12 protein-coding genes are annotated in these 11,890 nt (G+C 71.5%); 8 read left to right on the forward strand and 4 right to left on the reverse strand.

The window, feature by feature from the left end:
* The first annotated feature begins 103 nt into the window (after positions 1-103).
* Both J7I97_RS26135 and J7I97_RS26140 read left to right on the forward strand, forming a co-directional pair.
* Positions 104-1,276: an epoxide hydrolase family protein gene (locus tag J7I97_RS26135; RefSeq protein WP_214939122.1), complete on the forward strand. Its 1,173-nt coding sequence runs from the start codon at positions 104-106 to the stop codon at positions 1,274-1,276.
* 68 nt (positions 1,277-1,344) lie between these two features.
* Positions 1,345-1,797, forward strand: coding sequence for a DinB family protein (locus J7I97_RS26140; protein ID WP_251049624.1), 453 nt, complete (start codon positions 1,345-1,347; stop codon positions 1,795-1,797).
* A gap of 15 nt (positions 1,798-1,812) precedes the next feature.
* Here the strand turns inward: J7I97_RS26140 and J7I97_RS26145 are convergent, their stop codons facing one another.
* Positions 1,813-2,358 (reverse strand): flavoprotein, encoded by a 546-nt coding sequence (locus J7I97_RS26145; RefSeq protein ID WP_214939127.1) that lies wholly within the window; start codon positions 2,356-2,358, stop codon positions 1,813-1,815.
* Between the two features lie 59 nt (positions 2,359-2,417).
* Between J7I97_RS26145 and J7I97_RS26150 the strand changes: the two genes are divergently transcribed.
* A complete protein-coding gene (locus J7I97_RS26150) occupies positions 2,418-2,876 on the forward strand; it encodes an SgcJ/EcaC family oxidoreductase (RefSeq protein WP_214939130.1) in 459 nt (152 codons plus the stop codon).
* Here J7I97_RS26150 and J7I97_RS26155 read toward each other — a convergent pair.
* Entirely contained in the window at positions 2,873-4,339 is a 1,467-nt protein-coding gene (locus J7I97_RS26155; RefSeq protein ID WP_214939151.1) for an MFS transporter, read from the reverse strand. The two genes, J7I97_RS26150 and J7I97_RS26155, sit on opposite strands and share 4 nt — an antisense overlap.
* Before the next feature lie 186 nt (positions 4,340-4,525).
* Here J7I97_RS26155 and J7I97_RS26160 point away from each other — a divergent pair, with 186 nt between their 5' ends.
* From J7I97_RS26160 to J7I97_RS26170, 3 genes are all read left to right on the forward strand, one after another.
* Positions 4,526-5,434, forward strand: coding sequence for a helix-turn-helix domain-containing protein (locus J7I97_RS26160; RefSeq protein ID WP_214939133.1), 909 nt, complete (start codon positions 4,526-4,528; stop codon positions 5,432-5,434).
* 48 nt (positions 5,435-5,482) lie between these two features.
* Positions 5,483-6,352 carry an NAD(P)H-binding protein gene (locus tag J7I97_RS26165; RefSeq protein WP_214939136.1) on the forward strand — a complete coding sequence of 290 codons (870 nt, stop codon included), beginning with the start codon at positions 5,483-5,485 and terminating at the stop codon, positions 6,350-6,352.
* Positions 6,353-6,416: 64 nt separating this feature from the next.
* Entirely contained in the window at positions 6,417-7,421 is a 1,005-nt protein-coding gene (locus J7I97_RS26170; RefSeq protein ID WP_214939139.1) for an AraC family transcriptional regulator, read from the forward strand.
* A gap of 56 nt (positions 7,422-7,477) precedes the next feature.
* Here the strand turns inward: J7I97_RS26170 and J7I97_RS26175 are convergent, their stop codons facing one another.
* Entirely contained in the window at positions 7,478-7,957 is a 480-nt protein-coding gene (locus J7I97_RS26175; protein ID WP_214939142.1) for a GNAT family N-acetyltransferase, read from the reverse strand.
* A 38-nt stretch (positions 7,958-7,995) separates the two neighbouring features.
* Positions 7,996-8,493, reverse strand: a complete 498-nt coding sequence (locus J7I97_RS26180) for an anthrone oxygenase family protein (RefSeq protein WP_308369372.1) — start codon at positions 8,491-8,493, stop codon at positions 7,996-7,998.
* A 324-nt stretch (positions 8,494-8,817) separates the two neighbouring features.
* Here J7I97_RS26180 and gdhA point away from each other — a divergent pair, with 324 nt between their 5' ends.
* Positions 8,818-10,173 (forward strand): NADP-specific glutamate dehydrogenase, encoded by a 1,356-nt coding sequence (gene gdhA / locus J7I97_RS26185; RefSeq protein ID WP_214939145.1) that lies wholly within the window; start codon positions 8,818-8,820, stop codon positions 10,171-10,173.
* A 178-nt stretch (positions 10,174-10,351) separates the two neighbouring features.
* Positions 10,352-11,713, forward strand: a complete 1,362-nt coding sequence (locus J7I97_RS26190; protein WP_214939148.1) for an AMP-binding protein — start codon at positions 10,352-10,354, stop codon at positions 11,711-11,713.
* The last annotated feature ends 177 nt before the right edge of the window (positions 11,714-11,890 follow it).

Genomic DNA, 11,890 nt, shown 5'->3' on the forward strand with positions numbered 1-11,890 from the left:
CCACGATCATGCTCCGAACACGAAGAAGCCCCTGCTCATCGAACAGGGGCTCCCTTTGCCACAACGCACTAAGTCACTGGTATTGGGGCTAGGGTGCGGACGTATGGATGATCTTGGGGCGTGGGCGCGGCCGTTTCGGCTTGATGTGGGGCAGGGGGAACTGGACGATCTCGCTGAGCGGCTGGACCGGGTGCGGTGGCCTGATGAGTTGCCGGGGGTGGGGCGGGCGTACGGGATGCCGTTGGGTGAGGTGCGGGAGCTCGCGCGGTATTGGCGTACGGAGTACGACTGGCGGGCGGCCGAGGCGCGGTTGAATGAGTGGCCGCAGTTCACGACCACCATCGACGGGGCGCAGGTGCACTTTGCGCACATCCGGTCGCCTGAGCCCGGGGCGACGCCGCTGTTGATGACCCATGGGTGGCCCGGGTCCTTCGTGGAATTCCAGCGGATCGCCGGGCTGCTGACCGACCCGCGGGCGCATGGTGGGGAGGCCGAGGATGCATTCCATTTGGTGTTGCCGAGCATCCCCGGCTTCGCGCTGTCCGGGCCGACGACCGAGACGGGCTGGGAGTTCAAGCGGGTCGCGCGGGCCTTCGGGGTACTGATGGAGCGGCTCGGTTACGAGGCGTACGGGGTTCAGGGCGGTGACTGGGGGGCCGCTGTCTCGCGGGAGCTGGGGAGGATCCGGCCCGGGAACGTGGTCGGGGTGCATCTGAATCTGCTTCCGGGCGGTGGGGCTACTGAGGAGCCCCGGCCGGAGGAGTTGGCCGCGCTGAGCGCGGGCGAGCGGGAGCGGACGGTGGCTTCCTGGGAGCGGTACCGGGTCTGGGCGCGGGAGCGGCAGGGGTACGCCGACATCCAGGCGACCCGGCCGCAGACCCTCGCGTACGGGCTGAACGATTCGCCGGTCGGGCTGCTCGCCTGGATCGGGGAGAAGTTCGCCGAGTGGAGCGACCCCGATTGCCCCCTGGACCGGGACCAGGTGCTGACCAATGTCATGTTGTACTGGCTGACCGGGACCGCCGGGTCCGCCGCCCGGATCTACTACGAGCGCGCGCATGCCGATTACTACGGGCAGCCGGCAGAAGTGTCGAGCACTCCGACCGCTCTCGCGGACTTCCCCCGCGACAACTTCGTCCCGTTGCGGCACATCGCCGCGCGCACCGACACCATCGTGCGCTGGACTTCGTACGACCGGGGCGGGCACTTTCCCGCGATGGAGGTGCCGGAGCTGCTGGCCGGGGATATTCGGGCTTTCTTTCGAGAGCTGGTCTGAAGGACGATTGACTCATGAATGGTGAACAGCGGGCCCGGCCTGTTTTCGTTGGTGATGAGCGGGCGACTTTGACCAGCGTTCTGCAGTGGCAGCGGGACACCCTGATGATGAAGTGCGCCGGCCTGACGGATGATCAGCTGCGGCTCAAGGCCGTCGCCCCGTCCGGGCTGAGCCTGCTCGGGCTGGTGCGGCACCTGGCGGAGGTCGAGCGCGGCTGGTTCCGCAATGTCCTGAACGGGGAGGACGTACGCGGCTACTTCCCGAAGAACGAGGCCGGGGAGTGGACGGAGTTCCACGTCGAGGACGCGGACCCGGCGGAGTCCTTCAAAATCTGGGAGGACACCTGTGCGCGGTCGCGGGCGATCGTAGAGGCCGCCGAGTCCCTCGATGTGCGGGGGAGATATGGCGATGAGCGGTACTCGTTGCACTACATCCTGGCGCACATGATCGAGGAGTACGCCCGGCACAACGGGCACGCGGACCTGTTGCGCGAGGCGATCGACGGGACGACCGGCGAATAGGGCTCCCCGTTGGGCTTAGGGCTGGGCCGTGCCGGCCCGGTCCACCGAGTCCAGGGCCGCCGGCCACGGGAAGTGCGCGGGGCCGTCCGGGCCGGCCGGGCCGGGGGTGAAGCCGGTCTCGCCGTAGAGGAGTTCGACGCCGGCGCTGCGCAGGACGGCCAGGGACTGCTCGAACTGGGGATGTGCGGCGAGCGCGCTGTTCGTGCACGGCATCGCGACCACCGGGATGCCCTTGCCGAGCGACTCGGCGGCGACTCCGTGGGTGAAACGGTCGGTGAGGCCGAGGGCCCAGGCGTTGAGGGAGTTGAAGGTGGCCGGGGCGAAGAGCAGGGCATCGGCCGGCGGCCATACGTCGGGCTCCCCGGGGAACTTGTACTCCCAGCGCACCGGGTAGCCGGTCAGGGCCGCGAGCCCGTCGAGGCTCCCGGCCAGCCAGCGCGCCGCCGTTGGGGTCAGGCCCAGGCAGACGTTCCAGCCGCGCGACTGGGCGTCCTCGATCACGTGGGCCACCTCGAAGACGGGCTGGGCGGCGGAGCAGAACAGGTAGAGAGTCCTCGTCATGCGGCCATGTGATCATATTTATTGACCTCAACCGTACTTGAGGGAGAATGATCGGCCACATGAGCATCATCGACATCGCGGCGCGGGGCGCCGCCCAGCAGGTCGAGGCCACGGGCGAGGCCGGGGCTACAGGCGAGGTCGAGGCCGTCGCGGCGATCGCGCAGGTCGTTGCCGCCGTCGAGCGGACCCAGCGGGCCAAGGACGCCGAGGGGTTCCTCGCGTTGTTCCACCCCGAGGCGCTGTGGACCACCGCCCACGGCAAGGTCCTCATCGGCTTCGACGCGATAGCCGAGTTCACCCGTGCCGTGCTGCCCGCCACCAGCTGGGACGGCGACGTGACCTACGAGGTGGTGCACACACAGTTCCTGCGGCCCGACGTGGCGGCGGTCAAGGTCCGGCAGGTCTACCGCTCGGTGGCCGGGGACACCGTGGGCGCGCCGCTGTACGTGATGACCCGGCAGGACGACGGGCGGTGGCTGCTGACCGCCTGCCAGAACACACAGGTGCACACCGGCTAGTCGGCGGCCGGGGTCGGCCGGGGGTTCGGGGTCGGCCGGGGGTTCGGGGTCGGCCCGGGGTTCGGGGTCGGCCTGAGGAAGACGAGCGTGGTGGCCAGGCCCGCCACGACCAGGGCGGTGTTGGCGAGGACGGCGGTGGTGACGCCGTCCAGGACGCCGGTGCCGGAGGCGGCGATGGCGCTCATGACCGGGGTGCCCATGGTGATGCCGATCTGCTGGGTCATCGTCGCCAGGCCGGTGGCCAGGCCCTGTTCGCCGTCCGGCAGGCCGGTGGTGGCGGTGACCATGAAGCCGACGATCACCAGCATGTTGCCGATCCCGCCCAGGAAGGTCGCGGCGAGCAGCAGGAGGATGTACGCGCGCTCGTCGCCCAGCGCCACCAGGGAGAGGGTGGCCGCGGCCTGGAGGGCGCCGCCGGTGATCAGGGTGGTCCGGGTGGAGGTCGCGGCGATCACCCGGGGCGCGATCGACCCGCCGATGACGGTGCCGGCGCCCAGTACGGAGAAGGCGAGACCGGCCGCCAGCGGGGAGTAGCCCAGGACTTCCTGCAGGTAGAGGGTCATGAGGAAGACGAGGGACGTCTCGGTCAGGAAGGCCACCAGGCCGGCGATATTGCCCCATGCGACGGTCCGGCGCTTGAGGACGCCCACCGGGACGAGAGGGCTCGCCGCCCGGGATTCCACGGCGTAGAACACCAGCAGCAGTGCCGCGCCCGCGCCCAGCCAGATCAGGGCCCCGGCGGAGCCCCAGCCGTGTTCCCCGGCGAGGGTGAGCCCGTAGACCAGAGCGAGCAGGCCGAGGGTGACGGAGACGGCGCCGGGCACGTCGAGCTTGGGCCGGACCGCCGGGCGGGACTCCTTGATGACGGCCGGGGCGATCAGCAGCACGGCCAGCGCCACGGGCACATTGACGAGGAACGCCCAGCGCCAGGACAGCAGGTCGGTCAGCACCCCGCCGAGGATCGCCCCGGTGGTGAAACCGGCCGACATGAGGGCGCCGCTCCGGCCGAGGGCCTTCTGGCGCAGCGGCCCCTCGGGGAAGGACGTGGTCAGCAGCGCCAGCCCGGCCGGGGTGACCGCGGCGGTGGCCAGGCCCTGGAACACGCGGGCGGCCAGCAGCATTTCGGGGCTGGTGGCCAGGCCGCCGACCAGGGAGGAGACCCCCAGTACGGCCAGGCCGCCGAGGAAGACACGGCGCCGGCCGAAGAGGTCCGCGAAACGGCCGAAGAGGAGGGTGAAGCCCGCCGCGCACAGTGCGAAGGCGGTGGCGATCCACTGGATCCCCGAGAGGGAGAAGCCGAGGCCCTTGCCGATGACGGGCAGGGCCACGTTCAGGATCGAGAAGTCCACGGCCAGCATGAACTGCGCCGCAAGGAGGACGATCAGGATCAGGCGGGAGCGGCCGTCCAGGCGGTCCGGAGCCTGTGGGGGCTGCTGCTGCCTTTGAGTACGAGTGCGTTGCATGAGCGACATCGCCCGTGTCCTTCCGTCGTCTGCCGGGGGTGCGGATGTGGATCCTTCGGGGACGACTCTGGGCCGGGGCCGCGGTGTTACCCAGCCCCCTGTCGGTAGTGGTGCCGGGGAGGCTGTTGCCGGCAGGGATACCCTCGGGCCTCCCCTCGCGCACGCTCCGCGACGACACTGGAGGGCATGGACACACCCACCGCCCTCGGGGACTTCCTCCGCAACCGCCGCGACCGGCTCACGCCGCAGGACGTGGGACTGCCCACGCACGGCACGACCCGGCGCCGGGTCCCGGGGCTGCGCCGTGAGGAGCTCGCGCTGCTGGCCGGGGTGAGCATCACGTACTACACCCACCTCGAGCAGGGGCACTCCGTCAACGCCTCCGACGCCGTCCTCGACTCCCTGGCCCGCGCCCTGCGGCTGACCCCCGACGAGCACGCCCACCTGCGCGACCTCGCCCGCCCGCCGCGCGCCGCCCGGCGGGCCGCCGCTCCGCGCCCCGAGTACGCCCGGGCCGCCACCCGGCAGTTGCTCGCCGCCATGCCGGAGGTCCCGGCCGTGGTGCTGGACCGGCGCAATGACGTCCTCGCCTGGAACCCGCTCGGGCACGCCCTCCTCGCCGGACACCTCGACGCGACGAGCCCCGAACGCCCCGCCGACCGGCCCAACCTGACGCGGATGCTGTTCCTCGACCCGCACACCCGTGAGCTGCACGCCGACTGGAAGCAGGACGCGCGCACCGCGCTGGCCGCCCTGCGCCTGGTCGCGGGCCGGCACCCCGACGACCGGGCGCTCGCCGAACTGATCGGCTCGCTGATGGTGCAGAGCCCGGAGTTCGCGGCGCTCTGGTCCAAGCACCCGGTGCGCGACTGCACGGTGGGCGTGAAGCACCTGCGCCACCCGGTCGTGGGTGAGCTCGCCCTCGACTTCGAGTCCATGCCGCTCAGCGACGGCCTGGGGCACCGGGTGCTGTTCTACAGCGCGGCCCCGGAGTCGGCCTCGGCGGCCGGGCTCACGCTGCTGGGCACCACCCTCGCCGTCGACGGGGCGGAGCGGCGGCCGGGGGCGGGTGTAGACGCACGCGTATGGAGCTGAGCTTTTCGGCTATGTCCCGTCTCGCCGGAGCGGGCTTGACTTGGGGACATGACGAAGACAGCGAATACGGCGAACACGGCGAATACGGCGAACACGGCGAACAGTTTGCAGGGCACCACCCTGGTTGTCGGGGGCAACGGCAAGACCGGGCGGCGCGTCACCGAGAAGCTTCTCGGCCAGGGCCGCCCGGTCCGGGTCGGATCGCGCAGCGGCGAGCCCGCCCCCTTCGACTGGAACGAGCCGGCCACCTGGGGCCCGGCCCTGGAGGGCGTCGACCGGGTGTACATGACCTACTACCCGGATCTCGCCTTCCCGGGAGCCGCCGAGCAGATCGGCGCGTTCTCGCAGGTGGCCGTGGCCGCCGGGGCGCGCCGCCTGGTGCTGCTGTCCGGCCGGGGCGAGGAGGCCGCCCGGCTCAGCGAGGAGAAGCTGAAGGCGTCCGGGGCCGACTGGACGGTCGTCAGGGCCAGCTGGTTCAACCAGAACTTCGACGAGAGCTTCTTCCTGGAGCCGGTACTGGCCGGGGAGATCGCCCTGCCGACCTCGGACGCCGTCGAGCCCTTCATCGACGCCGACGACATCGCCGATGTGGTGGTGGCCGCGCTGAGCGACGACCGGCACATCGGCAGGACGTACGAGCTGTCCGGGCCGCGGCTGCTCAGCTTCTCGGACGTCGCGGCCGAGCTGTCGAAGGCTACGGGGCGCGAGATCTCGTACATCCCCGTATCGAAGGAGGACTACCGGGCGGTGCTGCGCGAGAACGATCTGCCGGAGGAGTTCGCCGACCTGTTCACGCTGATCCTGGACGGGCGCAACGCGCACCTGGTGCGCGGGGTGGAGGAAGTGCTCGGCCGGCCGCCGAAGGACTTCGCCGACTTCGCCCGCGAGGCGGCGGCGACCGGTGTCTGGGACGTCTGAGTCGCTGTCGCTGTCGCTGTCGCTGTCGCTGTCACGGCGCGGGAGGCCGGGAGAGGATGGGCCCATGGACACGCTGACCGGCCTGCTCGAAGGCCCCAATGCTCGGGGCGCCTTCCTGCTCAAGTCCGTCTTCAACCCGCCGTGGGCGGTGCGCATCGAGGACCGGGCCCCGCTGTCGGTGGTGACGATGGTGCACGGCTCGGGCTGGCTGCTCCCCGACCGGGGCGCGCCGGTGCCGATCAGTCCCGGGGACGTGGCCGTCGTACGGGGGCCTGAGCCGTACGCGGTCGCGGACTCGCCGCGGACACCGGTGCAGATCACCGTGGACCAGGAACAGCGGTGCAGCACGCAGGCGGGCGAGGACCTCAGCGAGAGCATGGCGCTGGGGGTGCGGACCTGGGGTGCGGAGTTCCAGGACGCGGGGTCGGCGGTGATGCTGAGCGGTACGTATCAGGCGCCGAGCGAGATCGGGCGTCGGCTGCTGAGTGCGCTGCCGACGGTCCTTGTCCGGCCGGCGGCGGCCGCCGACACCACGCTGATCGGGCTGCTGGCCTCGGAGATCTCCCGGGACGAGCCGGGTCAGGAGATCGTCCTGGACCGGCTGCTGGACCTGCTGCTGATCGGGGTCCTGCGCACCTGGCTCGCGGACCCCGGCTCGGGGGCCCCGGCGTGGTACCGGGCCCAGGGCGACCCGGTGGTGGGCCCGGCGCTGCGGCTGCTGCACGAGAACCCGGCCCACGGCTGGACGGTGGAGGAGATCGCGTTCAAGGTGGGGGTGTCCCGGGCCTCCCTGGCCAGGCGGTTCGCGGAGCTCGTGGGGGAGCCGCCGGTGGCGTATCTGACGGGCTGGCGCCTCGCGCTGGCGGCCGACCTGCTGCGTGAGCCGGACGCCACGGTGGCGACGGTGGCCCGACGGGTGGGCTACAACTCCGCGTTCGCGCTGTCGACGGCGTTCAAGCGCGTCCGCGGGGTCAGCCCCCAGGAGTTCCGTGCGGGCGCCGCCTGCGCCGCGGCCCTGCCGGTTGCGGCTTCGGGGGCCTCGCGCACGGTGGTGCTCCCGGGGGCGTAGGGGCGCAAGGGGAGTAGGGGACCGTAGGGGCGAAGGGACGTAGGGGGCGCGAGTGATTACGCGGGGGGCAGGGTCAGTTCGCCTACGGTCTGGCCGCCGCTCGTCTCGCCGGTGAGGCGGAAGCCGAGGCCCAGGTAGAACGGCTCGGGGGTGCCGGCGCCGGGCTCCCAGGTCACGTACGCGCGGGCCGCGCCGCGGCGGCGGAGTTCGGCGGTGACGGCCCCGACGGCGAAGCGGCCGTAGCCCCGGCCCTGGTGGGTGGCGGAGATGTTGAGGCGCCAGATGCCGGAGCGGATGTCGGCGGGGTCCCGGTCCGGGGCCCACGCGATGTCGAGGAAGGCCATGACGAAGCCGACGACCTCGTCACCGTCGACGATGGCGCGCGGCCAGGCGGTCTCGCCGTGGACGTACGCCTCGGCCAGCGACTTGACCACGGGTGAGACGAGATGTGCCTGGTCAGGGCGTACCTGTATCGCGCACACCGCGTCGATGTTCGCTGCGGTGACCGGCTCCAGGCGTAGTGCGGAGGTGCTCATGGCTGCACCCTACCGAGGCGCCGGCGGGGCCCGGGGCGTCAGGCCAGGCCGCCGTTGCGTACCAGCGCCCACGCCAGGCAGCCCAGGGCGACCGTGCACAGCAGGGTGCGCCAGCGGTTGGCGGAAACCCAGTGGGTCTCGAACGCCTGCCGGACGGCGGCCGGGTCGGCGATGTGCTCGATCGGGCCCGCCTGGTCCAGGGCGTTGTTCAGGGGGATGCTGACCCTGGCGGTGACCAGCAGCGCCAGGAAGTAGGCGCCGAGCGCGCCGGCCAGCGGCGGCACCACGTCGCCGCCGTCGGAGGCGACGTGCAGGGCCAGTGCCAGCCCCGTGAACAGGAGCGCGCCGAGGAAGCCGAGCAGGAACCAGCCGTTGATGATGGCCACATTGACGCGCTGCATGACCTGGATGAGGGTCCGGTCGTCGGAGCGATTCAGGGCCGGCATCATCGCGACGTCGAAGGCGAAGAACAGGCCTGCCATCAGGCCCGTGGTGAGCGTCGCGGCGATGAGGGACGCGAGCCTTGCGATGTCCACGTTGGTTCCTTCTGGTCCTCTGGGTTCTCTGCGTTCTCTGCGTTCTCTGGTCCTTTGGCCCTTTGGGTTGGTTCTCTGGTCCGCTGGTCCAATGGTCATCGGATCGTCAAGGCTGCCGATCATAGGGGCGTCCGGACCCCATGTCGCGTGCGATGCACGGAAGATGGCACCGGCCGCTCGCGGTCCGCGCGCGGCGAACGGAAGAACTTTTCCGAATGCGCTCCATCGGAAAGCGACCGGTATCCGGCTGCCCCACTGGCAGCATGCACCTGCCGACCATGCACCTGCCGAGCTCTGTGCAACGCATCCCCTGGAGGGACACACGTGAACGACCCGAAGGACAGGCTGGAAGCACTGCGGGCGGACATCGAGCGCCGAAACCCCGCTCAGCCCGAGTTCCACCAGGCGGTACGGGAAGTACTCGAGACCCTCGCGCCCGTTTTCGCCGCCCGCCCCGAGTACGCCGATCCGGCCGTGGCCCTCGTGGAGCGCCTCACCGAGCCGGAGCGGCAGATCCTCTTCCGCGTCCCGTGGCAGGACGACCGGGGCCGCGTGCACGTCAACCGCGGCTACCGCGTCGAGTTCAACAGCGCGCTCGGCCCGTACAAGGGGGGCCTGCGCTTCCACCCGTCGGTGGACATCGGCGTGGTGAAGTTCCTCGGCTTCGAGCAGATCTTCAAGAACGCCCTGACCGGCCTCGGCATCGGCGGCGGCAAGGGCGGCAGCGACTTCGACCCGCACGGCAAGTCCGACGCCGAGGTCATGCGCTTCTGCCAGTCCTTCATGACCGAACTGCACCGGCACATCGGCGAGCACACCGACGTGCCAGCCGGTGACATCGGCGTCGGCGGCCGAGAGATCGGCTACCTCTTCGGCCAGTACCGGCGCATCACCAACCGCTGGGAGGCCGGCGTTCTGACCGGCAAGGGGCATGCCTGGGGCGGCTCCGCGATCCGGCCGCAGGCCACCGGCTACGGCAGCGTGCTGTTCGCCGCCGAGATGCTGAAGGTCAAGGGCGAGTCGCTGGACGGGCTGACCGCGGTGGTCTCCGGCTCCGGCAATGTCGCGCTGTACACGATCGAGAAGCTCCAGCAGCTCGGCGCGAACCCGCTGACCTGCTCGGACTCCCAGGGCTACGTCGTCGACGACAAGGGCATCGACCTCGCGCTGCTGAAGCAGATCAAGGAGGTCGAGCGCGGGCGCGTCAGCGAGTACGCGGAGCGGCGCGGGTCTTCGGCGCGCTTCGTGGCCGGCGGGCGGGTCTGGGACGTGCCCGCGGACGTGGCGTTCCCCTCCGCCACGCAGAACGAACTGGAGGCGGCCGACGCCCGTGCCCTCGTCGCGAACGGGGTCAAGGCGGTCTCCGAGGGCGCGAACATGCCCACCACACCCGAGGCGGTCCGGATCTTCCAGGAGGCCGGGGTCGCCTTCGCGCCGGGCAAGGCCGCCAACGCGGGCGGGGTCGCGGTCAGCGCGCTGGAGATGAGCCAGAACGCGGGGCGGGTGGCCTGGAGCGCGGGGCGGGTCGAGGACGAGCTGGCCGGGATCATGCGTTCGATCCACGCCGTCGCGTACGAGACCGCCGAGCGGTACGGGGCCCCGGGCGACTACGTCACCGGCGCGAACATCGCGGGCTTCGAGCGGGTTGCGGACGCGATGCTGGCGCAGGGCGTTATCTGATCCTGGTTGCTGGTTGCTGGTTGCTGGTTGCTGGTTGCTGGTTGCTACGGCTACGGCTACGGCTTTTACGGCAACGTCGCCGGGCGGCCCGGGCACTTGGTGCCCGGGCCGTCTGCGGTTCCGTGTGCGCCGTAGCCTGGGGCTCCTGATACTGCTGGGTGACCGGAGGAGGCTTCGCGTGCTGACCGCGCTGGACGGGGTGTACGGGGACCGGAAGGATGCGATCGGCGTCGCGGGGCGGACCGCCTCGTACGAGGAACTGCTGGGCGCGGCGCGCGCCGTGGCCGCCGACGTGGCCGGGGCCCCGGCGTTCGCGGTGACCGCGACGGCCTCGCTGGAGACCGTCGCCGCCGTGGTCGGGGGGCTGCTGGCCGGGGTGCCCATGGTGCCGCTGCCGCCGGATGCCGGGCCCGCCGAGCGCGAGCACATCCTGCGGGACTCCGGGGCGGTGGTCGTGGAGGTGGACTTCGCGCGGCGCTCGTCCGGGTCCGCGGGGTGGCCGGGGGCGGGCGCCGCGCCCGAGGACCCGGCGCTCGTGCTGTACACCTCCGGCACCACGGGTGCGCCCAAGGGTGTGGTGCTGACCGGCGCGGCGCTCGCCGCCGACCTGGACGCCCTCGCCGAGGCCTGGCAGTGGAGTGCCGAGGACACCCTCGTGCACGGGCTGCCGCTGTTCCACGTGCACGGGCTCGTCCTCGGCGTGCTGGGGGCCCTGCGCACCGGCAGCCGCCTCGTGCACACCGGGCGGCCGACCCCCGAGGCCTACGCGGAGGCCGGCGGGAGCCTGTACTTCGGGGTGCCGACCGTGTGGTCCCGTATCGCCGCCGCACCGCAGGCCGCCGCCGCGCTGTCCGGGGCGCGGCTGCTGGTCTCCGGGAGCGCCGCCCTGCCCGCGCCCGTCTTCCGCGACCTGGAACGGCTGACCGGGCATCGGCCCGTGGAGCGCTACGGGATGACGGAGACTCTGATCACCGTCAGCGGCCGCGCGGGCGGTGAGGTCCGGCCCGGTACGGTCGGCACCCCGCTCCCCGGGATCCGTACGCGGATCGCCGCCGAACCGGGCGCCGAAATCGGGGAACTCCAGCTCACCGGACCGACGCTGTTCGCCGGATACTTGGGCCGCCCGGAGGCCACCGCGGCCGCGTACACCGAGGACGGGTGGTTCCGGACGGGCGACATCGCGGCCGTCGACGAGGCGGACGGGGTCCACCGGATCGTGGGGCGGGCCTCCATCGACATGATCAAGTCGGGCGGCTACCGGATCGGCGCCGGCGAGATCGAGAACGCGCTGCTGGACCATCCCAAGGTGAGCGAGGCGGCGGTGGTCGGCGTCCCGGACGCGGATCTGGGGCAGCGGATCGTCGCCTTCGTCGTCGCCGAGGGGGTGACGGGCGCCGAGCTCACGGAGTTCGTCGCCGCGCACCTGTCTGTACACAAGCGGCCGCGCGAGGTGCGCTTCGTCGCGGCGGTGCCGCGCAACGCCATGGGCAAGCCGCAGAAGAAGCTGCTTCTGACGGAGGGGTTCGAGGAGCGGACCTGACCCCGTTTTTTGGGGTGTCCCCCTTCAGCGGACTCTTGTGAGGAACCCCGGGCCTTCAGGACTCCGTTGGGAAATCCGTGAAACGGCTTCGTTGACTCGTCGGGGTCGGCATGATCGTTCTGTTCGTCGGAGCGAGGGGTGGGCTGGGTGTCGTTGGAGTCTCGGGATGACCGTGGG

Origin of the sequence: Streptomyces sp. ISL-87 (assembly GCF_018614095.1) — a bacterium.
In the GTDB taxonomy this organism is placed as follows: domain Bacteria; phylum Actinomycetota; class Actinomycetes; order Streptomycetales; family Streptomycetaceae; genus Streptomyces.

Excerpts from the sequence above, each read along its gene's own strand:
- J7I97_RS26145 (WP_214939127.1), bottom strand. The coding sequence starts at position 2,358 with ATGACGAGGACTCTCTACCTGTTCTGCTCCGCCGCCCAGCCCGTCTTC.
- J7I97_RS26175 (WP_214939142.1), bottom strand. The coding sequence starts at position 7,957 with ATGAGCACCTCCGCACTACGCCTGGAGCCGGTCACCGCAGCGAACATC.
- J7I97_RS26155 (WP_214939151.1), bottom strand. The coding sequence starts at position 4,339 with ATGCAACGCACTCGTACTCAAAGGCAGCAGCAGCCCCCACAGGCTCCG.
- J7I97_RS26170 (WP_214939139.1), top strand. The coding sequence starts at position 6,417 with ATGGACACGCTGACCGGCCTGCTCGAAGGCCCCAATGCTCGGGGCGCC.
- J7I97_RS26135 (WP_214939122.1), top strand. The coding sequence starts at position 104 with ATGGATGATCTTGGGGCGTGGGCGCGGCCGTTTCGGCTTGATGTGGGG.
- J7I97_RS26160 (WP_214939133.1), top strand. The coding sequence starts at position 4,526 with ATGGACACACCCACCGCCCTCGGGGACTTCCTCCGCAACCGCCGCGAC.
- J7I97_RS26150 (WP_214939130.1), top strand. The coding sequence starts at position 2,418 with ATGAGCATCATCGACATCGCGGCGCGGGGCGCCGCCCAGCAGGTCGAG.
- J7I97_RS26165 (WP_214939136.1), top strand. The coding sequence starts at position 5,483 with ATGACGAAGACAGCGAATACGGCGAACACGGCGAATACGGCGAACACG.